Genomic DNA, 25769 nt, shown 5'->3' with positions numbered 1-25769 from the left:
TTGTCTCCTTTGTCGTCGTTGCGTGGACGGATCCATTCCATCGTGACGGCAACCAGGGAGGGAGTCTCCAGTGAAGGGTGTACCAGTGGAGACTCCCTCCAAGGCGCCGATCGAATTAGCGTTGTCTGCATGAATACCAGGGACGAAGCGCGGGAGTTCCTCATGTCCCGCCGAGCGAACATCAGCCCCGAGCAGGCCGGGTTGGCGGTCTCGGGGCATCGTCGCGTGGCGGGATTGAGGCGGGGCGAGGTCGCGATGCTCGCCGACGTTAGCCCGGAGTACTACGCCAAGATCGAGCGAGGCAACCTCGTCGGGGTGTCCGACTCCGTGCTGGAGTCGGTCGCACGGGCCCTGCAGCTCGACGACGCCGAACGCGAGCACCTGTTTGATCTCGCAAGGGCGGCAAACGGCGGCGCGCAACCCGTGCGGCGGCGCAAGCCGAAGACGTGGGTGGCGCGGGATAGCCTGACCCGCGCGCTGGAGGTCATCGTGAACGGCCCGGCGTTCGTACGGAACGGACGGATGGACATCCTAGCGGCCAATGCCCTGGGCCGCGCCTTCTACGATGAGGTCTTCGACGGGCCGGGGCAGGGAAACCTCGCCCGTTACTGCTTCCTCGACGAACGGGCGAGGACCTTCTACCCGGACTGGGAGGCGGCGTCCGATGTCACCGTGGCGATCCTGCGCACTGAGGCCGGTCATGATCCTCGTGACAAGCAGCTGCATGACCTCGTCGGTGAACTCTCAACCTGCAGCGATGCGTTCCGTACGCGGTGGGGTGCGCATAACGTCCGCCGCCACGGCTCGGGCACGAAGGACTTCCACCACCACGCGGTCGGCGATCTCACCCTCAGCTATGAAGGTCTGGAACTGACCGCCGAGCCCGGGCTGTCGTTCCTCATTTACACCGCCGAGCCCGGTTCGCCGAGCGAGCAGCGCCTGCAGCTGCTGGCGAGCCTCGCGGCCACCGAAATCGCCACCGGGACCGTCTCGCCGTCGCGCACCGTACTCGACGCCACTATGACTACGAAGGACTGATCATGCACACCATGTGAAGGCCCTCGCCGAGGTGAAGGGGGCGGAGCTGCGCCAGATCGCCCTGGCCTCGTTGTCGGCGCAGCAACCGCGCATCCGCGGAGACCGCTACAACGCCGAGCACACGGCGTACGTCAACCACTGATCACAACAAAAGGAAAAGCAGAATGACCGGCAACAACTTCAAACAGATCTTCCCGCTTGGGGCGAAGAACGACGCCTACGCGCAATACTTTATCGGCCAGAGCTATCTGGCCCCGCTCGCCGGCGGGAACGTGCCGGTCAGCAATATCTCTTTTGAGCCGGGATGCCGCAACAACTGGCACATCCACCACGGCTCCGATGGTGGAGGCGACCAAATCCTGATCTGCACTGCTGGCAGCGGCTGGTACCAAGCAGAGGGCGGCGAGCCTATGAGTCTGGAGCCGGGAACGGTGATCCACGTTCCGGCCGGCACGAAACACTGGCACGGAGCCAAGGCTGACTCGTGGTTCTCCCACCTCGCCTTCATCACCCCTGGCGAGAACGTCAGCAACGAATGGCTGGAGCCCGTCACCGACGAGGTGTACGACGCGCTGCCGAAGAACGGGGCGAAGGCATGAACATTCTGAACGAGAGCTACACACTGGCCAACGGCGTCGAGATCCCGAAGCTGGGCCTTGGAACCTGGTTCATCGACGACGACAAAGCTGCTGACGCGGTGAAGGCCGCGATCGAGATCGGCTACCGGAACATCGACACAGCTCAGGCCTACGGCAACGAGCGCGGTGTGGGCGGAGGGATCCGCACCAGCGGTGTCGCTCGAGAAGAGTTGTTCCTCTCTACCAAGCTGGCCGCGGAAATCAAGGACTATGACGGTGCTGTTGCGGCGATCGATGGGTCGCTGGAGAAGCTCGGGCTCGGGTACGTAGACCTGATGCTCATCCATTCTCCGCAGCCGTGGGAAGACTTTCGCGGCGGTGACTACGCAGACGGGAACCGCCGGGCATGGCGTGCCTTGGAGGACGCCTACCGAGCCGGCAAGATCCGCTCGATAGGGGTATCGAACTTCCTGCAGGAGGACATGGAGAACATCCTGTCCGCCGCGACCGTGGTCCCGCAGGTGAACCAGCTCCTGGTCCACGCGGGCAATACACCGGCGGACCTGCTGGCCTACTGTGCGAGCAAAGGCATCCTCGTCCAGTCATACTCGCCGATCGCCCACGGGGAGATCCTGAAAAACGCCGAGGTTCGGGCGATGGCAGCCAGATATGGGGTGACGGTGCCCCAGCTGTGCATCCGGTACACGCTGCAGCTGGGCACGGTGTCGCTGCCAAAGGCCGCTAACCCCGAGCACATGCGCGCAAACGCCGAGGTCGACTTCGTGATCGCCGACGACGACATGGCCGCCCTGCGTGGTCTGCGGGACGTGGACTACGGCGAGCACAGCGTATTCCCGGTGTACAGCGGCAAATGACACAAGAGGACGAAGGAGCCGCGCTGGCGGCACACGGCCGTCAGGTAACGTCGGTCTTCAACCGATCGCTGCCCCGGTGTTCGGTCGGCTATTCGTTCAACGGATCTTCCGCAAGTTACCGGCAGTCGGGACGACGATAGGGTTGGTGCATGAGCACACCGGATACCACACACGACTGGCGGCCCCTGTGGGCGCGGCTCAACGACGGCGAGGAAACACTTCCCGCCGGCGTCCTGATGACCGCCCCGCCGGGTGAGGTCAACAGCGTGCCGCCGCTGGAGTCCGAGTTCGGCGTGTTCGAGGCGCCCTTGGAGGATTACGACGTCGTGGAGCTGACCCGCTTCGACCGCCCCCTGGCGCGGGGCCGGGTGGCGTTCGGCGATGGTTTCGCTGTGGTGGGCCCGGTGCGCGCAGTGGACAGCGACACTGTGGCGCCCGATCACGAGGCCGTGGTTCTGGCCCGCCTGACGGAGGAAGCGTTCGTCGAAGGCGCGGATGTTGTCTACGCGCCCGTGGACGCCGGGACGGCGGACCGGTACGAGGCCCTCGGGTGGACTCGGGCGGGCGAACTCGCCCCCTAAGAGCAATGCCGCTCGCTCAGCTCTAGTTCTTTCCCGCGATGCGTAAGGAATAATGCTCTCTATGACCAGTAGGCAGACCGGCAAGAGGGAAGCCCAGAAGCCGGCCACGCCTGCAATGGCGGCCGATGTCGCGGTCACGCTGCCGGAAGCCATGACTGGGAGGGCAAGCCCCGCGAAAGCGGCGGTCGGCGACAAACCGGTCTTCGCATATATCGCCAGCCTGCCTCAGCCGCAGCGCGGCATCGCCGAAACGGTCGATGCTTTGGCGGCAAAGACGCTGCCCAACCTCCGGCGCTCCGTGAAGTGGGGCATGTCGTACTACGGTGTAGGCGACGGTTGGTGCTTCAGCTGCGGCGGCTTTGCTGGCCATGTCAAGCTCATGTTTGTGAATGGGGCGGCGCTCGAGCCCGTACCGCCGATTACACCCGTGGGGATGGGCAAGTCCACACGGGGTGTGGAGCTTGAATCCCTGGACGACATCGACGAAAGCCAGATCGCGGCGTGGATGAAACAAGTCGCGTCTGTGCCGGGTGTTGGTGGCAAGAAGCGCTGAACCTGACCGCGCCGCTGAACAATCGACGTCGATGGGCCCTGGCACGCCGAGCGACCGGGCGTTATTTCCTCTCGGGGTCCTTAGTAACCACGAGAATTCCGTAGATGACTCCGGGGAAGTGTCCTAGCAGCTGCCACAGCAGTGCCCACAGTACTTTCCGGTTCAGGCCCTCGTGCAGGAGCACGGCCAGGGGCGGCAGGAAGAAACACAGGACGATGAGCAGGATCTTCTTCATACCCCAATCCTGCCTCATAGGTGGTCGGGCTGGCTTCCGCTCGGGTTGCATTCGCGCGCGGGCCGCATCAGATGCGCCCTCACGCCGGATCGCACATCGTTGGCAACGAGTGACGGGAGGGGTATTTGTCTTGGCTTAGCGCTGACCGGATGCGTGCTCTATGCAATACGGAGTCCAAGGCCTTGCCTCCAGGCGACCCTCCGCTATGGGCTTGCCGCACACGGCGCACAGTCCGTAGCTGCCGCTGGCAATCCGCAGCAAAGCCGCCTCGATCTGTTCCAGGCCCACCCGGCTCTGCTCCATGAGTGCGGAAGCCTGGGAAAGTTCGAAGGCGATCGTGCTCCCTTCCGGATCGTGTTCGTCGTCGACGTTCGAGTCCTGCCTGGCGACATTTACCGAAGTGATGTCCCCAAGGAGGGCATTCAAGAGCGCGACCTTGCGGTCACGTTGCTCCTCTAGGAGCACTCGGAACCGCTTCGCGTCGACCATGGGACGAAAGGCTACCGGGCGATTGCGGGCCGTGAGGCCTACTGCGGGTCGCGACGGACTTCAGCCGGAGTCCATCCCAGGGATGGACCGAGTTTGCTGGCGATGTCGGTGAGGATCTGGACGTAATCCTCGTGGTCGAAGCTGAAGGGCAGCGCAAACGCCACCTCGTCGACTTCCTGGAATCCTGCGTGTGCGTATAGCTGCTCGGCGATCTCGTCGCTGGTACCGATCAGGTCCGCGGCGAACAGCATGCCCCTTGCCCCCTGCGGCGCCCGTGTGCGGGGAGTGCGTTCATCAACATACCGCTGGTATTTCTCCCGCTGACCGGCCGAAGCCGAATCAGTTGGGATCACCACCAGGCCCTGCGACACACGGGCCTGTCCATGCGCCTGGGCGGACGTTTCAGCGGCTTCACGGAAGGCGCGAATCTGCGACTGCTGGATTCGGGCAAAGTCCGGTTCCTGATCCGCTTCCGGAAAGATGACGCTGCTGGAGAGCAGATTGAAGCCGTTTGCCCCGGCCCAGACGGCCGATTTCCTGCTGGCCGCCCCGTACCAAAGGCGATCCCGGAGCCCGGCAGAGTGCGGCTCGACGCGGTTGGAGAATTCCTCGACTACACCCTGCCTGCCGGAAAAGTCCCGCACCTTTTCCCCCGCAATCAGCCGCGCAAATCGGTTCAGGCGCCCGTAGCTGAAATCCTCCAACTCGGAGGAATCCGGGTACAGCTCGTGCTTCACGGTGTGGTAGTGCATCGGTTCACCCACGCTCAGCCCCGGATTGATGCGTCCCCCGGCGAGCAGATCCACGGTGGCCAGGTCTTCGGCCAGGCGCAAGGGGTTTTCCCAGCCGAGCGGGGTTACGGCGGTTCCAAGCTCGATCCTTGAGGTGCGCTGGCTGGCGGCGGCCATCATCGCGATGGGGGAGGAGATTCCGAACTGCAGATGACGGTGCCGCAGCCAAGCGCTGTCGAATCCGAGGCCTTCGCCAAGTTCGATGATCCGCAAAGTGGATTCGTGGCCCGAGGCGGGATCCGCCGGATCGAACAGGCCAATGGTGAGGAATCCAAGTTTGCGTAAGGGGCGTGAGGTGTCGGGCATGGCTTCCTTCAGGATCGGATACGGCTGATCCCAGAATATGCGCCGGGACCTGCACGTTCTTCTCACAATGGCGGGAGGTTACCCTTCGTGTCGGCTGAGGTGGGCAGTGCCACGTCGCCGGCATCGAACGCCTGCCGGAGATGGAGCTCCCTCCACAGGGCTAGAGGGATGGAGTGGTCGCCTTGTTTGTCGTAGGCGAGGTCGACGGCGTCGTTCGCTTTTGTGATGTTGAGCCGGCGGAAGAGCCGGGTGATGTCGAGCGTGGCCTTGTCGCGCTCGGCGGCGATTTTCATCGCCAGGAGCGTTTCGGTGTCCGCGGCCTGGAGCGTGAGTCCGTCGGTTTGTTCGAGGATTACCCAGGTCGCGTTGTCTGGGACGAACGCCGCTGCGTGGACGCCCGGGATAAGTCTCGCGGACTGCAGAACGCTCGGCCCGCCAAGGGCCGAAGTGGCGCGCCTACCAACGGGATCGGGGCCGGAACTCAAGCTGGGAGGGGCCCATGGTGAGTATGACCCAGGGGCCTTGGATCTTGAACCGCCCGCGAATCGATAGGCCACCTCTAAAAACGTAAGGATCCCCTGGGGTTTTAGTCATCGTCGTGTTCGGGTTCCAACGGAAGACCCGCGGCGATCCGTCGCCGGTCCTCCTTGTGTTCTTTGCGGACCAGCCTGAGTCGAAGTAGTCCCTTCAGCATCAGGCCTCCCGCCACGAGCATCAAAGCTGCCATCAATGCGATAGCCCAATACGTGCTCGGGTCGCTGGCTTTGGGTTGGAATACGACGAGCACGACAATGACGAGGAGCATCGTGAAGTTGGCGACGGCCATCGGACCGAACATGGAGTACACGGCTTGCCACGTGTTCCTGCTAGTCGTCGGCCTGTATGGTCTCTTGGTCACGTCAGCGGCCCTCCTGCTCTTGTTAGCCAGTCGCCAAATGCACAGTACACCCATATACCGAATGGTTTTTCACGCCTTTGCACCCCAAGATCGCTCCGGAACAAGCTTATTCGTCCGTTTCCCAGGAACGGGTAGCGGAAGCTAGCGCGGCGATTGCCGGTCGTCTTTGCGGTAAGAAGTACGACCGGAATACCTTGTGCGCGCCAAGAAATGGTTAGTTGGAGAATTTGTTGTCTAAGGGTTCCACAGCATCACTGAAGCAGACAGCCTGGTTACAACTGGTGGTCGGGTGTTAGATTCGAAATCTCGCGGTGTGCAGCTGACGAAGGGTTCCAACATGAAAGTGCTTGCCTTCATTTTCTCTTTGGTTATCGCGACCGGACTAATGCTCGGTGGAACGATTTTGATTTTCTTCCAGTCACCGCGCCACTCCATGGGACCGCAGTTGTTGGCGATCTTTGCGCTTACCGTGATGACCTACGGACCATTATCGCTCGGCTCGTTGACCTCGTACTGGAACGTGAGAAGAACCGCGGGAAGCCACAGGTTCTACAAGCGGTGGCTGTGGGTGGTGATAGGGCTTGAATTCCTGGGCGCAATCGCAATCATCACATTCGCGGTAGTCGTGCAGGCGCCCGTATGGCTTCCCGTTCTGTTCATTGCGGGTGGGATCGCGCTGACCGGTCTGAGCCTTCTCATGGGTCGACTCCTGCGCCGCCACGACGAAGCTCACCCGCTGCCGCCGAGCTGGGCGCCCATCACCCGATATGAGATCCAACGGAAGATTGCAATTATCGCCATTACCTTCGTCGTTGTCTTCGCCATTGCGGCAGTCGTCCTCGGTGTTGTCGGCGTCGGCAGCCACGATGCCGCCTCACAGGTCGGCGCGCAACCGCTCTTTGCGTTGGCGTTCGCACTGTTCGCGGCCGGATTCGCGTGTGTCATTGTCAGCCTGCCGTTGAGTCGTCGCCTCCGGGACGCGGTCGACCGCGACCTCGGCACGATACGGAAAGTAGCCAAGGTGGTACTCAGCAACAAGAAGCTTGACCTTGATCAGAGCGAGCAAGTTGCTGCCGCGAAATACGCGGCCATCATCCCGACCACGCTTTCCTTCATGCTCGGCTACCTCATCCTGCTGTACTTGGGGCTTGGAATTCAGCAGATGCAACACCTCATTTCCGGACAGGTAGATGCTTTCACTATTGGCTTTTCCGCTTTCCTTGTCGCCGCACTCCTTATCTTCATTCCGATCTATGCCGTCCGAATACGACGCGCTCGAATTTATGCTCGAAACCACGCAGATCTCCTTCCAACGGCAGACGAGGGGAGTACCGGGAGCGCGGACCGTGCGTAAGTTCCGTCGTAGAGAAAGGGCTGGGAGTTCGAAACTCCCTTTCTCCACAGATAAATTAGGAAGATCGGAGCGTCGACGAGAACCTCTTTCCTGCGTCTCCCGGGACGCAAGCCCGATCGCGACTCCTGAGGCTTAGAATCTCCCTTACGGGGACAAGCGCTTCCTCGTGTTTGCCTATCGTTTGGGGGTGCGAGTTGGGGTTCCGTTATCGCAAGTCGAAGAGTTTCGGGCCTGTGCGGATCACTGCCTCGAAGCGTGGGGTGAGTGCGAGCATTGGGGCAGGTCCGTTCCGGGTGACGAAGTCCACGACGGGCCGCACGACGAGCACGGCGAGGATCCCCGGAACGGGCGTCTCGTATGTGAGCACCAGTTCAAGCCGCCGCCCGGCCCGGAAGTCTAACGCGCGGGCGTCTCAACCGGCCCGCCCGAAGACCGCGCGCCAGATCATCAGCGACGAGACGTGGCGGGAGTTCCTCGCCGCCGATGGGACGCTCCCGGCGTCGAAGTTCCAGCGTGACTTTGTTCGCGCGGCCGTCGCGCGCGCGACGGGCAAGCGCCCGAGCCTGATGCCCCTGACCTTGGGACAGGCGGCACGGGTCCTGGAGTGTGTCGGTCAGAGCCCGGCGAAGCTCACTGCCCGGGGCCGCGGCGTGCCGGGGTTGGAGAAGGCTGGGACTGTGGCCCAGTGGACGTTGTTCGGGCTACTGGTGCTGGTGGTGACGGTGTCCTCGCCCACAGGGTTCATTCTGGGCGCGGGGTTTGTCGGGCTGATGTTCCTGGTGCGGAAGAGACGCCGTGGCCGGCAGGCGTGGGAGGACGCGACCTGGACCACGGTCCCGGCCGGCGCTATGCAAGGAACAGCGGTTCCTGATGCCTGGATTGAGGCGCCGGCGAATCACGCTGCGCCACAACCGGCAGCTGTTGAGGGGCAGGCACCGATTTCCGCAGTCGCTCGGCCCGATTCCCCAAGCCAAGGGCTGTACCGGGTGTCGCTGGGCCGTTCGGAATGGCCGAACATCGAAGTCGTGGGCGAACACGCCTACAGTAAGGCGATCAAAGCCGCGCTCCGCGCCAATAAAGCGCCGGTCAATGTGCGGAGCGACAGCGAAGCTGAGGACGTTCACGTGGAACTCGTGGCTGAACCGGATAATCCTTATGACGTGAATGCCGTCAGCGTCCGTTGGCGGAATCAGGTCCTGGGTTATCTCAGTCGTGAAGACGCGGTGCGCTACGCGCAACCGATCAGGAGAATTATTGCCAGTGGGTTCTCCGCGGCTACTACGGCCCGCATCTGGGCGTACGACGGCGGCGACCGGCTCCAGGCCCGGGTCACCGTCGCGCTGCCGGTGCCGGAGCTGATCGCGCCGCTCAACGGGGCGCCAGCGGGCGTGACCACTCTCGTGCCGTGGGGATCGGCGATTCAGGTCCTCAAGGAAGAGGGCCATTTCGACTTCCTTTTCAATTACGTGCCTGCGGAAGGGGTCGGACTCCTGCTGGTCAGTTTTCATAAGGTGACCCGCACTCTCAGGAACGGCACCGAGCGCCCGTTTGTCGAAGTCCGGCTCGACGGCAAACGCGTGGGTGAGCTGAGCAATGTCACCTCCGCACATTTGCTGCCGCTACTCGAGCACACCGAAACTATTGGGGAAACAGCCCTCGCTTACGCAAAAATCACCGGATCAGCCCTCGCAGCTCAGCTCGTTCTGCACGCTGCCAAGGCCACCGAGATCAGCAACGACTGGCTATCCGACGGGCCGCACGCCGCACCAAAGCTCCTGCCGTTGGCGGCGGGATATGACGTCCCGCCCGCTTTCTCCACATAGGGAATGCTCCGGGCGGACAGCCTGACAAGAGATCGAAGGTCATGTGCCTGTCCTGTGAAGACTATTCGCCGGATTTGAGTTCGAGGGTGGCGGCTGCGTCGAGGGCGTCGTCGAGGATGAGGTAGCCGGCCCGGCCTGCGGCGAGGGGGATGGAGTGGTCGCCGTATTGGTTGTCGGCTGAGGTCGACGGCGTCGTCGGCGTTGGTGGTGTTGAACCTGCGCAGGAGCCGGGCGATGTCGAGCGTGTCCTGGTCGCGCTCGGCGATTTTCATCGTCAGGAGCGTTTCGGTGTCCGCGGCTTGAATAATCAGCCCGTCAAGTTGTTCTATGGGCGCCCAAGTCGCGTTGTCTAGGACGAACGCCGGCTGCGTTGGAATTGAGCCAGTCAGGCGCAAGATCGTAGTCCGCTGCCATTTCCATGACGACGGCGCTGAGCCCGGCGCCGCCGACGAGTTTGATGTCCGCGTGGACACCTTGGGCCTGCAGGCGCCGGCCGAGTTCGTGGAGGAGGTCAGAGATTTGGCTTGCGGTGAGTCCTCCGCCGCTCATGCGGTGGCCAGGCTGCGTTCGCGGATGAAGACGTTCAGGGCGGCGAGTTCAGCGGGTGTTTCCGAAATGGTGAGTTGTTTCATGGGTTCCTTGACGGCCCGGTAGGACTCGGCGGGCATCCATGCCTCGTTGAGGGGCTTGATGCGTCTGGTCCAGGACGGTGCGGGTTGCCCGAGCCAGTGTGCGGTGTAGTTGGTGATGCCGGCTAGGGCGGCGGACCAGTACGGGTCCTTGAGCCGGGGGCTGCGCTGAAGGGGCGGCCTCCCGGCTTTGAGGGAGGCTGTGGCGTAGTCGGCGAGCATCTTGATGGCGAACTCGAAGTCCCGTGAGCCGATCAGCTGAGCGAAGGTTTCGGCGTAGTCCCGCCGTGCCGGGTCGTAGTCGCTTCCGCGGGGCATAGGGTCGGAAATTAGCGAGAGCCCGAGGGTGTGGAGCACGGCCATGGTCTTGCCGAGTTCGGCCCGTTCGTGGCCGGCCTCGAGGTCAACAACGAACTTCCGCGAAACACCACTCGCCTATGCGAGCGACTGCTGTGAAAGACTGCGTTCCTGGCGCCGAGCGCGGATGATCGCCCCGGCTGGCGTTTCCCCAGCTCAGAGTCCCTTCGGGAAAAATCGTGAGCACTTTGGCGAGTTTCGTCGCGGTGCCTCTTTCCAGTTCGCGGCGGCGTCGCTATCGTCAAAGGATCATGACTGTATGCGACCCTCCGAGGGAGTGGTTTGTATGGCAAGTGAAGTTGTCGTCAGGCCCGGCGAGGGGCAGTTGCACGCCCTGAAAAGGGTGGTCGGGTTCTGGGGATTGCTGTTTGTTTCCCTCGGTTCGATCATTGGGTCGGGCTGGTTGCTGGGTGCCCTCGGTGCGGCACAGACTGCCGGTCCGGCGTCGATCATTTCCTGGTTGCTCGCGGCGGTGCTGCTGGTGGTTCTGGCGCTCATTCATGCCGATCTGGGGGCGGCCTATCCGGTGGCCGGTGGTACGGCGCGTTACCCGCACTACGCATTCGGTGCCCTTGCGGGATTCACCGCGGGTTGGGCCGGATACCTTCAGGCGGTCACTATCGCTCCCATCGAGGTAGAGGGGAGCATCACCTATCTTGCCAGCGCACCGTGGGCTTCGGGCATCAAGATGGTGAACCCTGACTCGACACTCACCCCCATCGGGTTGCTCATCGCAGTTCTCTCGCTGGCGCTCTTCACGGTGATCAATCTTTTGGGTGCGAAGTGGCTCTCGGACAGCAACATCATTCTGGTGATCTGGAAGACCGCGGTTCCGGTCCTCACGATAGTTGTGCTCATCATTCTGACGTTCCACCCGGGGAACTTCAGCCAGGGGGCCGGCGGCTTCGCGCCGAACGGCATTCACGGGATTTTCGCCGCACTTCCGCTCGGGGTGGTGTTTGCGCTTCAAGGATTCGAACAGGCGGCCCAGATGGCAGGCGAAGCCCGCAACCCGAAGAAAGACGTTGCCCGGGCGATCATCATCGCGATGTTCGTCGGCGCGGCCATCTACATCCTTCTGGAGGTGGCGTTCATCGGGGCCCTCAACCCTGGTGACATCGCCCATGATTGGAAGAACCCGGTGGGAGCCGGTTCGTTCGGTCCGTACTACGAATTGGCCATTGCCGCAGGAGCGGGATGGCTGGCGACTGTTCTCCTCATCGACGCGGTCATCTCTCCAGCCGGCACTGGCTTGGTCTACGTCGGCACCTCCGCACGGATTTCCTACGCCCTCGGCGAGGATGACGCCCTGCCCGGCTCGCTCACCAAGGTCAGCAAGAGGGGCGTTCCTTTCGGGTCCATCCTGCTGTCCTTCGTGGTGGGAATGATCGCCCTGTTGCCGTTCCCCAGCTGGCAGTCCCTGGTCGGGCTGGTCACCGACGCCACGGCCATCATGTACGCGTTCGCTCCGGTTTCCCTGGGTGCGCTGGTCCGCCAGCACTCCGGGCGCGATCACCCGTACCGGGTTCCATGGCCGTCGATCCTGACTCCTTTTGGGTTCGTGGCCGCTAACCTGATCATTTATTGGTCCGGGTTCGAGGCGATATGGAAGCTGCTGACAGCGATTCTCCTGGGACGCATCATCTTCGAGATCGCGCTTCGCCGCTCCAAGTCCCTGCAGCAGCGGCGCGACATCGACTGGCGTGCCGCATCCTGGATCTGGCCGTGGCTGATCGGCATCCTTGTGATCGGACTCCTGGGCCGCTACGGAACCGGATCGCTCAACGTCCTGCCTGAGTGGATCGACATTCTCTTCGTAGTTGTCTTCAGCCTCATCATGTTCTACTACGCCGTCAGCCTCGCGATGAAACCCGACGATATTGCGGCGGCGGTGGAGGAGGACGAATTCGAATTCGGATCCATCGACCTACCCCTCACGCCCAAGGTGACTGGAACATCGAACACCTCAGACAAGGGGTGATGTGCCGCCGTTCTGTCGTCAAGTGCGTGGTCGCGGCCGTCACCCGCAGAGGTTAATTCAAGACGCGGACACGTCGATCAGGACCTTTCCGACGGAGCCTTGTTCGACGGCGTCGTGGGCAGCCGCGGTTTCCTCGAGCGGAAAGCGGATGAGCGGGAGCCCGTGTTCATTGCCGACACGTAATGCCCCAGCCTTCAGTGCATCGGTGACGGCCTCAACGGCCGCCTTCTTTTGCTGATCGGTAACCGTGTACGTGAGGACGAACTGGTACTGAACGTTTTTGGCCATGCTCTCGCGAATGGGAATGGCCAAGGACTCACCGGGTGCTGCAGCATAAACGGAAATGGTTCCCCCGGGCTTCAGCACCTCGACGTCACTGGCGATGTTCGCCGGCGCGTTGACATCGACGATCGTATCGACGCCTCCTGGGGCGGTTTGAAATACAGTCTGCGCGACGTCCGCAGTGCGATAGTTGATTACTTCGTGCGCGCCCGCAAAGCGGGCAAGTTCGCCCTTCCGCTCGCCGCTCACGGTCGTGATAACCGTTGCCCCGGCCCAGCGGGCGAGCTGAATGGCGGCATGCCCGACGGCGCCCGCGCCTCCCGTGACAAGCACCACCCGCCCTTCCAAAGATCCAGGGGAGAGCCTGGCTGGTCCGTCTTGATGGGCGGTCAGCGCACGGTGTGCGGTCAACGCAGGGATCCCCAGGGACGCGCCAGTGTCGAAGGATTCCGTGCCTGGGAGTGCAACTGCCTGCGCCGCTGGGACCACCACATATTCCTGGGCTGTGCCCTCATTGCCACCCCAGGCAACGTCCCAAAGCCACACGCGATCTCCGATGGCCAGGCCCGTCACGCCGGGTCCGAGTTCGTCGATAACGCCGGCGCCATCTTGGTTGGGCACCTTTGGTTCCTTCAACCTGTTTCCGGTTCCGCTGCCGGCCCGGGACTTCCAGTCGGTGGGATTGACTCCCGACACCACCACACGGACCCTGACCTCGCCCGGTCCCGGTGAGGTTAGTGGCTTGTCTTGAAGAGCCAGGACCGACGACGGCCCGGTCCTTTCGTACACGATGGCCTTCACCGTTGCTCCTAGTCTTCGGACCTATTTGGGAGAGAACGCGCCCGTGGTGGGGGAGTGCCCGCGACCACCAGATGTTCTCCTTCCGCCATTATGGCCGAGACGTTCTCCATGATGGCAAGTGCATCGACGTGGTTGCTTCCGGATGTTGGTGGAGGGGCCGTGTCGGGAACTGCCGCGCACGGGATGGATACTCAGGACGGACTCTCTGCGGACGGAAGTGGCGGACAGAGGCAACGAAAATTGGATCGTTGCATATCGGCTCCCTCAGACCTGGCTCACTGTGTAAGGGATCTGACCACGGGTGTGACAACCTGTAAATTGCAGGCGGCTCCCGGCTGTCTGATCATTAGATGATGCTCCCAATAACTGTTGGACAAACAATAAATAGGGACGAGGTCGCAGCTCGTTCCGACGCCTATTGTCGAAATTACGGCTTCGTTCGGGAACAGCTGCCCGACGGCGAGTTCCCGTGGCCTGTCACTTGCGACGGGAGAGGATGAGAATGTCTGTGTTACGCATTGCAGGCCTGCAAACGGCTGGCAGCCCCGGTCAATTGCAAGCCAATCTGGATGAACTCGATCGCTCAGCGGCCCAGGCGAGGGCGGCGGGCGCCGGTTTGCTCATCACCCCAGAGATGTTCGTCACTGGTTATGACATCGGGGAAGCCCGCGTTGCTGAGTTTGCCAAGCTGGACTTAGTCGGCCCGGTCGCCCAGATTGCGAAACGACACGACATAGCAATATTGGTTGGGTTGCCCTTGGGCACTGATCAAGGCGTGGTGAACGCGGCCGTGTTGATAGATTCATTCGGGGTCCCCCTGGTGACGCATTCCAAGACGCACCTGTTCGGTGACCTGGATCGGTCGATGTTCATGCAAGGCCTCACCCCGGTTTCTATGGTGGAGTATTCAGGAGTCAAAATTGCTCTCCTCATTTGCTATGACGTGGAATTCCCTGAAAATGTGCGTGCGGCAGCTCTCCAGGGCGCACATCTAGTAGCCGTACCAACCGCCCAGATGGAACCATTCAGATTTGTAGCAGACCATCTCATCCGGGTCCGTGCCTGGGAAAATCAGGTGTACGTCGCCTATGTCAACCACATTGGACACGAAGGTTCGACGGCGTACGTCGGCGGAAGCAGTATCTGTGGTCCAGGCGGAACTGTGCTTGCACATGCTGACCGGAACCGGGCTTTGATCATCGCGGACATCGACACTGAAGCCGTTGCAAGAGGGCAAAAAGAGAACCCCTATCTTGCGGACCTTCGCATTGAACTGTTCAAGGGGATCTGACCCACAGCTCGGCACTGCCTGAGCAGAGAGGCGCCCTGGAACCTTAAACGGGTGTCGTAAGTATCAGTCAGCGGTATCTACTGACGCTGTTTCCGATAGGACCAGGGCTTCGCGGCAATCCGCCACTCGCCACGGCAACGGGTCCATTTCACTCCATCCAAAAAATCAAGAGCCTTGCTTTACACAATGCATTGATGGCGACGCGGAAGTTTACAAGGTGCAGCTATCCGCCTTGTACTTTCTCCACCACACTGAAGTGACTGAGACCCGTGTCACACGTCTAGGAAATGGAAAAATGGAAACTACCTTGAAATCTCAGGCCGCTTCGCGGGTCGCTCCGCAGGCCAGACTCTCCGGAAAGCTCGGAACGGCGAGCATTGTGTTCATGGTTATAGCGGCCGCAGCCCCTCTGACGGTCATAGGCGGCAACGTTCCGCTCGCCATCGCAAGCGGCAATGGTGCCGGCGCGCCTGCAGGCTTCGTCATAGCTGCATTGGTGCTCGCAGTCTTTTCGGTGGGCTTCTTGACCATGACGCCATATGTGAAGAGCGCGGGAGCGTTTTACGCATACGTGCGGCAAAGTATGGGGGATCGTTTCGGCCTTGGGACGGCGTACGTGGCGCTGGTGGCATATACGGCGATCCAGGTTGGAGTCTATGGATACTTGGGCGGCTCCGTGGCGGCCTTTGTGGAATCACTCGGCGGCCCAGCCCTTCCGTGGTGGCTGTATAGCGGCTTGGCCTTGCTTGTGGTCGCCTACCTTGGCTACCGCAATATAGATCTCAGCGCAAAGGTTCTAGGCATTGCCCTGGTTCTGGAGATCGGCATCGTTCTTGTTATGGATTCTTCCATCTTCTTGAGCGGCGGTGCAGAGGGAATAAGCGCGGTCTCATTTACTCCGGACGCAATCTTCTCTGGCCCAATCGGGGTCGCAATCCTCTTCGCGTTGACCGGTTTTATGGGTTTCGAATCCACCGCTGTTTTCCGTGACGAAGCAAGGACGCCTGAGAAGACCATCCCGCGCGCTACGTATATCGCGGTCGCTGTCATCGGGGTGTTTTATGCAATATCCAGCTGGGCGCTTGTCGAAGGATGGGGCCCCAGCCGGGTGGTACAGGAAGCGACGGCGAATCCGGGCTCATTCATGCTTGACGCCGCGCAGACCTATATCGGCACCGTCGGGCATGACATCATGAACATCCTGCTCTTGACCAGCCTCTTTGCGTGCGTGCTTTCCTTCCACAACGTCATCGCTCGCTACCAGTTCACACTTGCCAACGAAAAGCACCTGCCGGCCAGGCTGGCCACCGTGCATGCCAAGCATGACTCCCCGTCTACTTCTTCGCTCGTCCAGAGCCTCACAGCGGCCCTGCTGGTTGGCGTCTTTTCGGTCTTTTCCATTGACCCGTTGGTGATCGTGTTCGGCTCTATGGCAGGGGTGGCAACCGTGGGGATGATGATGTTGCTTATTGTCACCTCCATTGCAGTAGTGAGGTTCTTTGCGGCCCACCCGGAGCTTGCCACGTCAATCTGGAAGGGACGCGTCGCCCCCATCATTTCCACGGTGGCCGTCACAGGCTGCATGTTTCTCGTCCTCACCAATTTCGTCCTTGTGACGAGTTGCCCTCCGGAGGTAAGCGTGGTCCTCGCCCTCATCCCTCCTGCAGCATTCGTCGCCGGACTCCTGGTATCAAAGCGCGGAAAAGGCGGCAACGTCAGCTGAGCTTGCCGGCGCGACCGCTGCGTCAGACTTCATGCCGATGCCCTGCTGGCAAGACCAGCAGGGCATCGGCACGGGCAGTACTATGTGGAAAGGCCTCGCAAACGGTAGAGCAGCAGGGCGACATGGAGTGAGGTTCGGGACTCCTGCGAGTTCAGTTGCACGCCCAACCGCTTCTCGAGTCGAACCAATCGTGCATAAAGCGTGGGGCGGCTCAGATAGCTGTTCCGGGCTAGTTCCGCTTTGTTGCCCTGAGCCTCCAAGAACTTCTCAAGGAGTTCCAACTCCTCCGACTCATCGGCTCCAAGAATGCCGCCCAACTCGCCCTCCACGAAGGTTTGGACTCTGGGATCATTTAGCAGAAGGGCAAGCAATCCCCGCAGTCGGATGTCAGAAGTCTTGTAGAAAGGTTTGTCCCTTTTCTGTAGGGTGCTGGCAGCTTCTGCCACATGGTTCGCCTCGTCCAGCCCTGCCGCTGCAAGAAGCAAGGAGCTTCGAGGACGCCCGATACCGGTCACCCACCGCAGGTCTTCGGCGCTCTCGGCGGCGGAAGTATCGAGCTCGGTGCATATTCGGGCAACGGCCTGGTCTTCCGTCTGTTGGGGTTGAAGACCCAGCAAGACGGCAACCGTGCCAGTATGCAGGCTGGCGGCCAGGGCTGAGAACTTGAGCGACTGAAGGGACCGGTTAACGGATTCCAACAGCGCGCGTTCCCGGCGTTGAAGCGCGATGGGCCCCTCGCTGCTCACTGGATCCAGGCGAAAGACCACCGGGACATAAGATGCGGAACTTCGCAGGCCCAGTGCTCCTGCTCTGGCCTGTGCTTCAGATTCAGTGAGTGATCGAGGCTGACGGAGTTCATGCATCAAACCCGCGCGGGCCTGGTGACCCAGCTCCCTCTGGTCCCGCTCGGCAAGCCTGTTGATTGACAGGGCCTGGCCGGCCCGCTCAAGGACCATCGACGCTTCCGGGTCATTCGACAGTGCCACCGGTACGATCAGGCGTCCCCAACGTTGTGATCGGAGACCCACAGGAGTCTGCAGCCAGTTTTCCTCGCCCGAACGGGTTGTTTCCTCCCGCAAGTGCACGACTCGAGAGCGGCTCTCCCAATCGCGAAGTATCTCAGCGGCGGGAATGTCTGCACTGTCGAATGCGACCACCAAGTGAGAAACGTTCTCGAGGACTACGGGGGCCCCGATCAGTTGCGCTGCCCGGGCTACGATCTCGTCGGCACTCGCGCTTTCCAAGCTCAGCAGTGTGAAGACCTCATGGACATGCCGGGCCTTCTCGACGCGTGCCAGCTGCTCGCCGACGATGAGCTTGTGGACATTCTCGGTGATTTCGACGAAACGAACCGGTTTTCTCATCAGGACGACCGGTATTTCAGCGGAACCTGCAGCAATGCGGAGCGCTTCGGCTGCTTCAGGCCGGTCCTCCAGGATTTCCACTATGACTCCTGCAGCCCCATGCAAAGCGAGCTCACCCAGATACTGACCTGCTTCGACCGCGGATTCCTCGAAGGCGAGACCGGTGCTCAGCACCAGCTCCCCGCCTTCCAACAGTCCGGTCAAGTTGCGCATTTCCGCTACATGGACCCATCGCACGGGAGCATCGAGCCTGTCCTGTCCGGACAGGATCTCCGGATCCCCCTTCTGTACAACCGGAAGGGCAAGTATGTGGGCCAGATCAATCAGCATAAACATAGTGTATAAATTCGAGCCCTCATCAATACACAGTGTCTACACAAGCTAGACACGGGCCAGAGCGTCAATATCGCAGCGGAAGTCTTGGTGGACTTCGTCGCTGACGGTGGTGCGGGTGTCGGCGATGGCGTCGAGGTAGTCCTGGGTGACCGGTCCCTTGCGGGCGTTCGACGCCGGTGCGGCGCCTTCGGTGGGCGACGCGCCGGGAGCGCCGTCGTCGTACACGGCTTTTTCCAGGGCGCGCTGGGAGGCGCTGCGTGCCGCGTATTCGATGTCCGCGGGGGAGAAACCTTCCGTGCGTGACACGAGCAGCTCCACATCCACGGCGTCCACCACGCTCGCGGGGATGAAGCGTTGCCACATGGCCTCGCGGGCATGGACGTCGGGCAGGCCGATGGGGATGACGTAGTCGAAGCGGCCGTGGCGCAGGAAAGCGGTGTCCAGGGCGCGGATGAAGTTGGTGGCGCACACCAGCAGCCGGCCGGGCTGTTCACGGAAGGCCGGGATGATCTTGAGGAGTTCGTTCGTGACGCCCTGCAACGGCGACGGCGGCTCGCCCGAGCGCTGGGACGCGATCTCCTCGACCTCGTCGATGAACACGACCGCGTGCTCCAGTTCGGCGATTTCCAGGAACGTCTCGCGCAGTGCCCCGGCCAGGCCCTTGGGATCGGAGGCCAGCCGGGAGGGGAAGACCTCCACGAAGGGCCACTCGAGCCGGGACGCGATTGCCTTCGCAAAGGTCGTCTTGCCGGTCCCGGGCGGGCCGAAGAGCACGACGGCGCGCGGGGGCACCACTCCGAACTCGTCGGCGAGGTCGGCCTCGGCCAGGGGCAGGACCAGGCGGCGTTCCAGCAGTTCTTTTTCGCGGCGCATGCCGGCGACGTTTTCCCACAGGTCCCGGGCCAGGATGCGGCCGCCGAGCTGGCTCAATGGCTCGAGTTCCTGGCGTTGGACCGGGATGGTCCGTTCGAAGTAGTGCAGGTTTTGCTTGAGCAGGAAGCCGCGCCCCAGGAACGCTTCGACGCGGGTTTCGGACTCGGGCATGAGGGCCGAGAGCTTGTTGAGCCCGTGCGGGGTCATGCGGTTCTCGACGGCGGCCAGCAGCGAGGTGCCGATTCCGCGGCCGCGGAACTCGGGCAGTGTGGCCAGGAAAACGATCCAGCCCTGGTCATGGGCTGCGCGTCCGACGGCGGCACCCACCACCTGCTCGCCCTGCACCGCCACCACGGCGTGGTCCTTCTCGCACGACGCGAGGACCTCGGAGAGTGCGTAGACAGGGTCCACGTTGTCCGCTTTGAGGGACTCCCACAGGTGCAGGATGCCGTCCATGTCCGAGGAATGGAAGTCCCTGATACGCCAATTGCTCATGCCCTGCTCCCGCGTCGTCTTTTGAATTTCTGGTCGGCCCGCAAACCCTGACCGGCTGGCTAGCCTCGTTGCATTTCCGGCGGCCCGATCGCGGAAAATTGGTCTACTTTTGGTTACTCGTGAGCTTTCCTAAGGAGCCTATTTTCCATATTTGGGGATTGCCGTTCCTCGACGGCATGAGTTCCCCTTCCGAGATGTAGCGCGGTGCACCGTCCTCGCCAACGGGTTCCCACCATCCTCCTGACGGGCAGTGTTCACCCGTTCTTAGGACCGTTGCGTTGTTCATTGCTGCGGGGCGCATCGTCAGCACCTTTTTCATTAGCTCCTTCTTCGACATCGAACCGATTCTGGGATCCTATTTCGGCATCCGAATTTGTGGTTTTCACTTAGGCGCCGGTTGTGTTCGAGTCCGCGATGTAGAGCACGTCATCCAAGATTTTCAGGCCCGCGTGAGCATCCTTGACGGGGATGTTGCAGGGGGGAACGACGTGAATGCGGTTGAAATTGGCGAATGGCAGAAGTCCCCGCGCCTTGCACTCGGTGACGAGTTGATTCATCTCGGGACTGGTGCTTCCGTAGGGGGCCATAGGTTCGCGGGTGGTGCGATCCTTGACAAGTTCGATGGCCCAGAACACGCCGGTTCCGCGGATTTCGCCGACGGAGGGGTGACGTTCAGCGAATCCTCGAAGGGCTGGGCCGATGACGTCGTTACCCAACTGTGCCGCGTGCTGAACAATCTGTTCTTCTTCCATTGCGTTGATGGTGGCGACTGCGGCTGCCGTAGCGAGCGGGTGTCCCGAATAGGTCAGGCCGCCTGGGTATGCGCGTTTGCCGAACGTTGCGACAATCTCGGGGCTGATGGCGATACCGCCGAGTGGGACGTAGCCGGAGTTGACGCCCTTGGCGAAGGTGAGGAGGTCCGGGACTACATCGAAATGCTCAACGGCAAACCATTTGCCCGTGCGGCCGAAGCCGGCCATGACCTCGTCGGCGATGAAGACGATACCGTGCTTGGTGCAGAGTTCGCGGACTCCCTGCAAGTAGCCCGGCGGCGGCATGTAGATGCCGGCGGTGCCAGGAATTGATTCAAGGATCAGTGCCGCGATAGTGGCCGGCCCTTCGAAGCTGATCAGCTGTTCGAGGTGCTCGAGTGCGCGCTGGCTTTCCTCCTCCGCCGTCGTGGAGTGGAATGTGGTCCGGTACAGGTAGGGCGGGAAGAAATGGACGGTGCCAGTAGTCGCGGTGTCGCTGGCCCATCGACGTGGGTCGCCCGTCAGGTTGATTGCCAGCTGTGTTCCGCCGTGATACGAGCGGTAAGCGGAAAGGACTTTCTGCCGTCCGGTGTGCAGCCTTGCCATGCGTACGGCATGCTCGTTGGCGTCTGCGCCTCCGTTCGTGAAGAAGATCCGGTCCAGCTCGCCGGGGGTGCGTTCGGCGATCAGGCGCGCTGCTTCGGAGCGGGCGTCGTTGGCGTAACTCGGGGCGATTGTGCAGATTTTCGCGGCCTGGGCGATGATGGCGGCGACGACGGCAGGGTGCTGGTGGCCGATATTTGTGTTGACCAACTGGGATGAGAAGTCCAGGTACTTGTTGCCGCCTCCGTCCCAGACGTACGCGCCCTCGGCGGCCGTTATGACCATCGGATCGAGGGTGTCTTGCGCGGACCAGGAGTGGAAGACGTGTTTGCGGTCCATTTGGTAGGCGTGGAGCGCCGCGTCGCGTTCGGCTTGTCCGAAGACGCGGGGAGCTTCAAGTGTGGAGGTCATGGGTTGTCCTGTCGCAGGGTCTAAGTCGTCTTGTTTACGCGTTCTGGGGGAAGCCGAGGTTGATCCCACCGTGGCTCGGGTCCAGCCAGCGGGAGGTAACAACTTTGCCGCGCGTGAAGAAGCCGACACCTTCGGTGCCATGGGCGTGGGTGTCGCCGAAGAGTGAGTTCTTCCAGCCGCCAAAGGAGTAGTAAGCCATCGGCACGGGAACAGGGACGTTGATGCCCACCATGCCGACCTCCACCTCGTTTTCGAAGCGGCGGGCGGCGCCGCCGTCGTTCGTGAAGATCGCTGTCCCATTGCCATACGGGTTGGCGTTGATGAGCTCCAATGCCTGGTCGTAGGACTCGACGCGCACGACAGACAGGACGGGGCCGAAGATCTCATCGGTGTAAACGGACATATCTGTGCGCACGTTGTCGAAGAGGGTCGGTCCGAGGAAATAGCCCTCCCCTTCGGATTCGGGGGAGACACCCCGGCCATCGACGACGATGGTGGCGCCAGCCGCCTCGCCGGCGTCGATGTAGCCGGCCACCTTGTCGCGGTGTGCCGCGGTGACAAGTGGGCCCATGTCGCATCCACGCATGCCGTCACCAGTGCGGAGCGAACTGGCGCGAGCAGCAATCTTCGCCACCAGTTCGTCGCCGATGTCGCCGACGGCAAGAAGCGCGGATATCGCCATGCACCTCTCGCCGGCGGACCCGAACCCGGCGTTGACAGCTGCATCGGCGGCGAGGTCCAAGTCTGCGTCCGGCAGGACAATCATGTGGTTCTTCGCACCGCCCAGGGCCTGGACCCGCTTCCCGTGGGCGGTGGCTGTCTCGTAGACGTATTTCGCAATCGGGGTGGAACCGACAAAGGAAACGGCCTTGATGTCCGGGTGGGTCAGCAGCGCGTCGACCGCGACCTTGTCGCCGTGGAGGACATTGAAGACACCGTCAGGCAGCCCGGCTTCCTTCCAGAGTTCCGCGATCCAATTAAGAGCCGTAGGGTCCTTTTCACTGGGCTTGATCACCACGGTATTGCCGGCGGCGATCGCAAGGGGGAAAAACCACATCGGTACCATGGCGGGGAAGTTGAACGGGCTGATAATGGCGACCGGCCCCAAGGGCTGCCGGATGGAATGGACGTCCACTTTCGTGGATGCGTTCTCCGTGTATCCGCCTTTAAGCAGGTGGGCGATCCCGCAGGCGAATTCGACAACCTCCTGGCCGCGCGTGACTTCACCCAAGGCATCATCCAGGACTTTCCCATGCTCTGCAGTGATGATGGCCGCGACGTCGCCCTTGCGGGCGTTCAGCAGCTCCCGGAAAGCGAAAAGAATCTGGGTGCGCCGGGTCAAGGACGTGTCCCGCCACGCCGGAAAGGCGGCCGTGGCGGCCGCAACGGCGGCACTGCTCTCGTCCTCGGTGGCCAAGGCGACTTCGCCGAGCAGCTTTCCGGTTGCCGGGTTGGTGACCGGTGCCGTCCGACCGACCGGCGCGAAGTAGCGGCCATTGATCCAGTGCTCGGTGATGTTCAAGGTTCTCCTCCAGTGTGCATTCAGCTTGGTAAGCGCTGAGTGGGTATGTACCTAGTTTGGAGTTGATAGAAGAACCACGAAATGTGCACGCTGTAATGAAATTTGGCCATTTTGGTACAGTTCGTAAAACTTTTTGGATTGCCCTGGAGTGCGAACCCCCGCAGGATCTCCTCTAGGGGTGTAGGCGACGTGCCTCCTCGCTAGCGTGCTGAAGCGTGCGATGCCTCGACCGGGGTGTCGGGGCGCAGACCCCATTCGGCCCATGATCCGTCGTAAACCCGGACACCCCGGCGTCCGAGAATTTCGGTCAGGACGTACCAAGCGGTGGCCGCGCGGCCTCCGACGGTGCAGTAGGTGATCAGCTCGTCTTGGTCATCGAGCTCGGGCACGTGCATCGCCTGACGCAGTTCGTCGATCGGGAGGAAGGCGCCGTTGCGGTCGTAGAGATCACCGAACGGCCGGTGGACGGCCGTGGGGACATGGCCGGCGCGCCCTCCCGGCTCCATTCCGCCGGAGGGCCAGAACCGTTCACCGGCGAATTCGGCCTCGGAGCGGACATCCAGAATCGCTGTTCCAGGGCGGCCGATGGCCTGCAGTACGGCGGGCATGTCCGCGAACAGCCTCTGGTCCCGTTCGGCGAGCTGGTACGGAGCCTCTGCCACACGGATCGGGGACGTGCCGTAGGGATGTCCTTGGGCGCGCCAGGCGTCGCGGGAGCAGTTCAGGATGCCGACGTCGGCGTGCCCGTACGATTTGAGCAACCAGTAGCCGAGCGCCGGAGCGTAGCCGTGGCATACGACAGTCGACGCCGGCCCGATGCCGGAGCGGACCAACAGCCGTTCGAACGCGTCCCCGTCGATCGGGCGGTACCGTTCGTCTTTCAGGTCGGCGTAAACGTTCCACAGGACGGCGCCGTCGATGTGCCATTGGTTGTAGGCGGTCGCGGAAACATCAACCTCGACGACGCGGACCGCAGGATCGTAGAGGTGATTTGCCAGCCAGATGGGTTCGATGAGCATGTCCACATTCTGCGCGCGTGCCATTGGGCCAAGGTTGGCTCAATGTTGGCGCTACATTGGCGCCGCGGCGCCCGCCTATTCCACTTGGATCCACCCGAGCAGATCCTCGCGGCTGACGGCGTGGAGGAGGGCCGGGTGGTCGCTGGCCAGGTGGCCGCGGATCGCTCCGATCACTTCCTCATCCGTATCGCCGCGGACGACGAACCCGCATTCGCATCGGATGAGCTTCGCCATGACGACCTCCCAAACGTTGACGGGCCCTCTCCGGAGCGACGAGGGCCCATGAGATCATGGTGTCATGAGCGTGCAGTCAACGCTGCGTCTCCAGATCTGCGGGCCACTGGTTGTGGAGCGGGACGGTATCAGGCTTGATCACAGCCTGCCGGGTCGTCAAGGGCGCCTGATGTTCACCTATCTTGTGGTCAACCGGCACCGGCAGGTGCCCCGCGACGAAATCGCCGAGGCGCTGTGGAGCTCTCCCGATTCAGCCGGGATCGACGCACGCCTCAATCCGTTGCTTTCAAAGCTTCGCCATGTCTTCGGTCCGGAGACAGTGGATGGGCGCGTCACTGTACAACTGCATCTCCCCGACCCGTGGATTGACCTCGAAGCTGCCGTGGATGCAATTCACCGCGCCGAGTCTGCCGTGGCACAGCAGGATTGGGCCCGCGCCTGGGGACCGGTTCTGGTGGCCCTGTTCGTCTCCGAACGCGGATTCCTGCCGGGGGAGGACGCTGGCTGGATCGACCAGACCCGCAACCAACTCGTCGAGATCCGGCTGCGGGCCCTGGAATGCTACGCCGCCGCCGAGCTCGGCATCGGCGGTGCCGAAATCGCCGGTGCGCGACGTGCCGGCCGCCGGCTGATCGCCTTGGACCCTTTGCGCGAAAGCGGGCATCGCTACCTGATGCAGGCTCTTGCCGCCCAGGACAACCTGGCCGAGGCGCTGGCCGTGTACGGCCGGCTGTCCGCACTTCTCCGCGACCAGCTAGGCGTCTCGCCCGGCCCGGGAACGCGTGCGCTTTACCAGCAGCTACTCGAACGGACCTGATCTTCGACGAAGCGCGGGGTTCCCCCTCCGTTCCACTAAGCTCAGGTCGTGGCCCAAATATTTGATTCCATAGATGAGAAGCTGAAGGCGTGGATCGAGGAACAGCCCATGTGGTTTGTCGCAACCGCGCCCCTCGGAGCAGACGGGCATGTGAACATGTCGCCCCGCGGCCACGACTCGTTCTCAGTCCTGGATTCCCACCGGGTCGCTTGGGTCGACTACACCGGTAGCGGCGTCGAGACCATCGCGCACATCCGGGAGAACGGCCGCGTGTGCCTCATGTTCAATTCGTTCGGCCCCCGGCCCCGAATCGTTCGCCTGCACGGCCGCGGCTTAGTGTTCCTTCCGGGAGATGCGGGATTCGAAGAGGTGGTGGCACTCCATCCGGACCACCCAAGCACCAGGGCAGTCATCTCCGTGGATGTGACCCGTGTCAGCGACTCATGCGGATGGGGTGTTCCTGTCATGGAGATGACCGGAGAACGCGACCTTCTCCGTCTCCAGGCAGAGAAAAAGGGCATGGAAGGTATGTCCGCCTACCGCGCCGAAAGGAACGCGCGGAGCATCGACGGTCTGCCTGGATTCCCTGTCTCTGATGGACAGCAGGTTAACCCTTTGTAACTACCCTGGATTCGCTTTCCTGAGAACAACGTGGGTGATAGCGTCAGCGCTGGCTAGACATTTGGGATTTCAGCACGCATTTATGTGGGGATTTACCTTCCCTTACCATCACGCGAATTCCGTATTTCGTCTCAGGG

General features: G+C 62.1%; 27 protein-coding genes. 13 read left to right on the top strand and 14 right to left on the bottom strand.

What is annotated here, in order from left to right; translation table 11 throughout:
• The first annotated feature begins 129 nt into the window (after positions 1-129).
• The 6 genes from ACSBOX_RS11305 to ACSBOX_RS11280 all read left to right on the top strand — a co-directional run bounded on the left by ACSBOX_RS11305 (position 130) and on the right by ACSBOX_RS11280 (position 3625).
• Positions 130-1038, top strand: coding sequence for a helix-turn-helix transcriptional regulator (locus ACSBOX_RS11305; RefSeq protein WP_442542531.1), 909 nt, complete (start codon positions 130-132; stop codon positions 1036-1038).
• A 13-nt stretch (positions 1039-1051) separates the two neighbouring features.
• Positions 1052-1180, top strand: a complete 129-nt coding sequence (locus ACSBOX_RS11300) for a hypothetical protein (protein WP_442542530.1) — start codon at positions 1052-1054, stop codon at positions 1178-1180.
• 22 nt (positions 1181-1202) lie between these two features.
• Positions 1203-1637 (top strand): cupin domain-containing protein, encoded by a 435-nt coding sequence (locus ACSBOX_RS11295; RefSeq protein ID WP_442542529.1) that lies wholly within the window; start codon positions 1203-1205, stop codon positions 1635-1637.
• Positions 1634-2491 carry an aldo/keto reductase gene (locus ACSBOX_RS11290; protein WP_442542528.1) on the top strand — a complete coding sequence of 286 codons (858 nt, stop codon included), beginning with the start codon at positions 1634-1636 and terminating at the stop codon, positions 2489-2491. The genes ACSBOX_RS11295 and ACSBOX_RS11290 overlap by 4 nt, the downstream gene beginning before the upstream one ends.
• Before the next feature lie 149 nt (positions 2492-2640).
• Positions 2641-3072, top strand: a complete 432-nt coding sequence (locus ACSBOX_RS11285; RefSeq protein WP_442542527.1) for a hypothetical protein — start codon at positions 2641-2643, stop codon at positions 3070-3072.
• 52 nt (positions 3073-3124) lie between these two features.
• Entirely contained in the window at positions 3125-3625 is a 501-nt protein-coding gene (locus ACSBOX_RS11280; protein ID WP_442542526.1) for a DUF1801 domain-containing protein, read from the top strand.
• A 61-nt stretch (positions 3626-3686) separates the two neighbouring features.
• On the opposite strand, the gene ACSBOX_RS11275 is transcribed toward ACSBOX_RS11280, so the two are convergent.
• The 5 genes from ACSBOX_RS11275 to ACSBOX_RS11255 all read right to left on the bottom strand — a co-directional run bounded on the left by ACSBOX_RS11275 (position 3687) and on the right by ACSBOX_RS11255 (position 6344).
• Positions 3687-3860: a YqaE/Pmp3 family membrane protein gene (locus ACSBOX_RS11275; protein ID WP_442542525.1), complete on the bottom strand. Its 174-nt coding sequence runs from the start codon at positions 3858-3860 to the stop codon at positions 3687-3689.
• A 135-nt stretch (positions 3861-3995) separates the two neighbouring features.
• On the bottom strand, positions 3996-4349 hold the full coding sequence (locus ACSBOX_RS11270) for a TraR/DksA family transcriptional regulator (RefSeq protein WP_442542524.1): 354 nt from the start codon (positions 4347-4349) through the stop codon (positions 3996-3998).
• Positions 4350-4387: 38 nt separating this feature from the next.
• The gene (locus ACSBOX_RS11265; protein ID WP_442542523.1) at positions 4388-5446 is read right to left on the bottom strand and encodes an LLM class flavin-dependent oxidoreductase; all 1059 of its coding nucleotides are present in this window, start codon (positions 5444-5446) and stop codon (positions 4388-4390) included.
• Between the two features lie 62 nt (positions 5447-5508).
• Complete coding sequence (locus ACSBOX_RS11260) at positions 5509-5931, bottom strand: hypothetical protein (RefSeq protein WP_442542522.1); 423 nt, start codon at positions 5929-5931, stop codon at positions 5509-5511.
• Positions 5932-6032: 101 nt separating this feature from the next.
• Positions 6033-6344: a hypothetical protein gene (locus ACSBOX_RS11255; protein ID WP_442542521.1), complete on the bottom strand. Its 312-nt coding sequence runs from the start codon at positions 6342-6344 to the stop codon at positions 6033-6035.
• A gap of 337 nt (positions 6345-6681) precedes the next feature.
• Between ACSBOX_RS11255 and ACSBOX_RS11250 the strand changes: the two genes are divergently transcribed.
• Both ACSBOX_RS11250 and ACSBOX_RS11245 read left to right on the top strand, forming a co-directional pair.
• Positions 6682-7698: a hypothetical protein gene (locus ACSBOX_RS11250; RefSeq protein ID WP_442542520.1), complete on the top strand. Its 1017-nt coding sequence runs from the start codon at positions 6682-6684 to the stop codon at positions 7696-7698.
• A 260-nt stretch (positions 7699-7958) separates the two neighbouring features.
• Positions 7959-9521, top strand: a complete 1563-nt coding sequence (locus ACSBOX_RS11245; protein WP_442542519.1) for an HIRAN domain-containing protein — start codon at positions 7959-7961, stop codon at positions 9519-9521.
• A 315-nt stretch (positions 9522-9836) separates the two neighbouring features.
• On the opposite strand, the gene ACSBOX_RS11240 is transcribed toward ACSBOX_RS11245, so the two are convergent.
• Entirely contained in the window at positions 9837-10070 is a 234-nt protein-coding gene (locus ACSBOX_RS11240) for a hypothetical protein (protein WP_442542518.1), read from the bottom strand.
• On the bottom strand, positions 10067-10468 hold the full coding sequence (locus ACSBOX_RS11235) for a hypothetical protein (RefSeq protein WP_442542517.1): 402 nt from the start codon (positions 10466-10468) through the stop codon (positions 10067-10069). The genes ACSBOX_RS11240 and ACSBOX_RS11235 overlap by 4 nt, the downstream gene beginning before the upstream one ends.
• Before the next feature lie 325 nt (positions 10469-10793).
• On the opposite strand from ACSBOX_RS11235, the gene ACSBOX_RS11230 reads away from it, so the two are divergent.
• Positions 10794-12488 carry an APC family permease gene (locus ACSBOX_RS11230; RefSeq protein ID WP_442542516.1) on the top strand — a complete coding sequence of 565 codons (1695 nt, stop codon included), beginning with the start codon at positions 10794-10796 and terminating at the stop codon, positions 12486-12488.
• Positions 12489-12545: 57 nt separating this feature from the next.
• Here the strand turns inward: ACSBOX_RS11230 and ACSBOX_RS11225 are convergent, their stop codons facing one another.
• Positions 12546-13571: an NADPH:quinone reductase gene (locus ACSBOX_RS11225; protein ID WP_442542515.1), complete on the bottom strand. Its 1026-nt coding sequence runs from the start codon at positions 13569-13571 to the stop codon at positions 12546-12548.
• 508 nt (positions 13572-14079) lie between these two features.
• Here ACSBOX_RS11225 and ACSBOX_RS11220 point away from each other — a divergent pair.
• Positions 14080-14862 carry a carbon-nitrogen hydrolase family protein gene (locus tag ACSBOX_RS11220; protein ID WP_442542514.1) on the top strand — a complete coding sequence of 261 codons (783 nt, stop codon included), beginning with the start codon at positions 14080-14082 and terminating at the stop codon, positions 14860-14862.
• A gap of 295 nt (positions 14863-15157) precedes the next feature.
• A complete protein-coding gene (locus ACSBOX_RS11215; RefSeq protein ID WP_442542513.1) occupies positions 15158-16585 on the top strand; it encodes an APC family permease in 1428 nt (475 codons plus the stop codon).
• A gap of 80 nt (positions 16586-16665) precedes the next feature.
• On the opposite strand, the gene ACSBOX_RS11210 is transcribed toward ACSBOX_RS11215, so the two are convergent.
• From ACSBOX_RS11210 to ACSBOX_RS11185, 6 genes are all read right to left on the bottom strand, one after another.
• Positions 16666-18279, bottom strand: coding sequence for a PucR family transcriptional regulator (locus tag ACSBOX_RS11210; RefSeq protein WP_442542512.1), 1614 nt, complete (start codon positions 18277-18279; stop codon positions 16666-16668).
• A gap of 51 nt (positions 18280-18330) precedes the next feature.
• Positions 18331-19653 (bottom strand): ATP-binding protein, encoded by a 1323-nt coding sequence (locus tag ACSBOX_RS11205; protein WP_442542511.1) that lies wholly within the window; start codon positions 19651-19653, stop codon positions 18331-18333.
• Between the two features lie 386 nt (positions 19654-20039).
• Positions 20040-21419 (bottom strand): aspartate aminotransferase family protein, encoded by a 1380-nt coding sequence (locus tag ACSBOX_RS11200; protein WP_442542510.1) that lies wholly within the window; start codon positions 21417-21419, stop codon positions 20040-20042.
• Between the two features lie 34 nt (positions 21420-21453).
• Positions 21454-22941, bottom strand: a complete 1488-nt coding sequence (locus ACSBOX_RS11195) for a CoA-acylating methylmalonate-semialdehyde dehydrogenase (protein WP_442542509.1) — start codon at positions 22939-22941, stop codon at positions 21454-21456.
• A 200-nt stretch (positions 22942-23141) separates the two neighbouring features.
• A complete protein-coding gene (locus ACSBOX_RS11190; protein ID WP_442542508.1) occupies positions 23142-23960 on the bottom strand; it encodes a sulfurtransferase in 819 nt (272 codons plus the stop codon).
• 75 nt (positions 23961-24035) lie between these two features.
• Positions 24036-24194, bottom strand: coding sequence for a DUF1059 domain-containing protein (locus ACSBOX_RS11185; RefSeq protein WP_442542507.1), 159 nt, complete (start codon positions 24192-24194; stop codon positions 24036-24038).
• A gap of 64 nt (positions 24195-24258) precedes the next feature.
• On the opposite strand from ACSBOX_RS11185, the gene ACSBOX_RS11180 reads away from it, so the two are divergent.
• Both ACSBOX_RS11180 and ACSBOX_RS11175 read left to right on the top strand, forming a co-directional pair.
• A complete protein-coding gene (locus tag ACSBOX_RS11180) occupies positions 24259-25011 on the top strand; it encodes an AfsR/SARP family transcriptional regulator (RefSeq protein ID WP_442542506.1) in 753 nt (250 codons plus the stop codon).
• Between the two features lie 48 nt (positions 25012-25059).
• Positions 25060-25632, top strand: a complete 573-nt coding sequence (locus ACSBOX_RS11175; RefSeq protein ID WP_442542505.1) for a pyridoxamine 5'-phosphate oxidase family protein — start codon at positions 25060-25062, stop codon at positions 25630-25632.
• Positions 25633-25769: the final 137 nt, after the last annotated feature.

Source organism: Arthrobacter sp. KN11-1C, assembly GCF_052180225.1.
In the GTDB taxonomy this organism is placed as follows: Bacteria; Actinomycetota; Actinomycetes; order Actinomycetales; family Micrococcaceae; genus Arthrobacter.
This window is presented reverse-complemented; position numbering and strand designations above follow the sequence as displayed.

Excerpts from the sequence above, each read along its gene's own strand:
- ACSBOX_RS11305 (WP_442542531.1), top strand. The coding sequence starts at position 130 with ATGAATACCAGGGACGAAGCGCGGGAGTTCCTCATGTCCCGCCGAGCG.
- ACSBOX_RS11295 (WP_442542529.1), top strand. The coding sequence starts at position 1,203 with ATGACCGGCAACAACTTCAAACAGATCTTCCCGCTTGGGGCGAAGAAC.
- ACSBOX_RS11290 (WP_442542528.1), top strand. The coding sequence starts at position 1,634 with ATGAACATTCTGAACGAGAGCTACACACTGGCCAACGGCGTCGAGATC.
- ACSBOX_RS11285 (WP_442542527.1), top strand. The coding sequence starts at position 2,641 with ATGAGCACACCGGATACCACACACGACTGGCGGCCCCTGTGGGCGCGG.
- ACSBOX_RS11280 (WP_442542526.1), top strand. The coding sequence starts at position 3,125 with ATGCTCTCTATGACCAGTAGGCAGACCGGCAAGAGGGAAGCCCAGAAG.
- ACSBOX_RS11275 (WP_442542525.1), bottom strand. The coding sequence starts at position 3,860 with ATGAAGAAGATCCTGCTCATCGTCCTGTGTTTCTTCCTGCCGCCCCTG.
- ACSBOX_RS11270 (WP_442542524.1), bottom strand. The coding sequence starts at position 4,349 with ATGGTCGACGCGAAGCGGTTCCGAGTGCTCCTAGAGGAGCAACGTGAC.
- ACSBOX_RS11265 (WP_442542523.1), bottom strand. The coding sequence starts at position 5,446 with ATGCCCGACACCTCACGCCCCTTACGCAAACTTGGATTCCTCACCATT.
- ACSBOX_RS11250 (WP_442542520.1), top strand. The coding sequence starts at position 6,682 with ATGAAAGTGCTTGCCTTCATTTTCTCTTTGGTTATCGCGACCGGACTA.
- ACSBOX_RS11240 (WP_442542518.1), bottom strand. The coding sequence starts at position 10,070 with ATGAGCGGCGGAGGACTCACCGCAAGCCAAATCTCTGACCTCCTCCAC.
- ACSBOX_RS11235 (WP_442542517.1), bottom strand. The coding sequence starts at position 10,468 with ATGCCCCGCGGAAGCGACTACGACCCGGCACGGCGGGACTACGCCGAA.
- ACSBOX_RS11230 (WP_442542516.1), top strand. The coding sequence starts at position 10,794 with ATGGCAAGTGAAGTTGTCGTCAGGCCCGGCGAGGGGCAGTTGCACGCC.
- ACSBOX_RS11215 (WP_442542513.1), top strand. The coding sequence starts at position 15,158 with ATGGAAACTACCTTGAAATCTCAGGCCGCTTCGCGGGTCGCTCCGCAG.
- ACSBOX_RS11210 (WP_442542512.1), bottom strand. The coding sequence starts at position 18,279 with ATGCTGATTGATCTGGCCCACATACTTGCCCTTCCGGTTGTACAGAAG.
- ACSBOX_RS11205 (WP_442542511.1), bottom strand. The coding sequence starts at position 19,653 with ATGAGCAATTGGCGTATCAGGGACTTCCATTCCTCGGACATGGACGGC.
- ACSBOX_RS11200 (WP_442542510.1), bottom strand. The coding sequence starts at position 21,419 with ATGACCTCCACACTTGAAGCTCCCCGCGTCTTCGGACAAGCCGAACGC.
- ACSBOX_RS11190 (WP_442542508.1), bottom strand. The coding sequence starts at position 23,960 with ATGCTCATCGAACCCATCTGGCTGGCAAATCACCTCTACGATCCTGCG.
- ACSBOX_RS11185 (WP_442542507.1), bottom strand. The coding sequence starts at position 24,194 with ATGGCGAAGCTCATCCGATGCGAATGCGGGTTCGTCGTCCGCGGCGAT.
- ACSBOX_RS11180 (WP_442542506.1), top strand. The coding sequence starts at position 24,259 with ATGAGCGTGCAGTCAACGCTGCGTCTCCAGATCTGCGGGCCACTGGTT.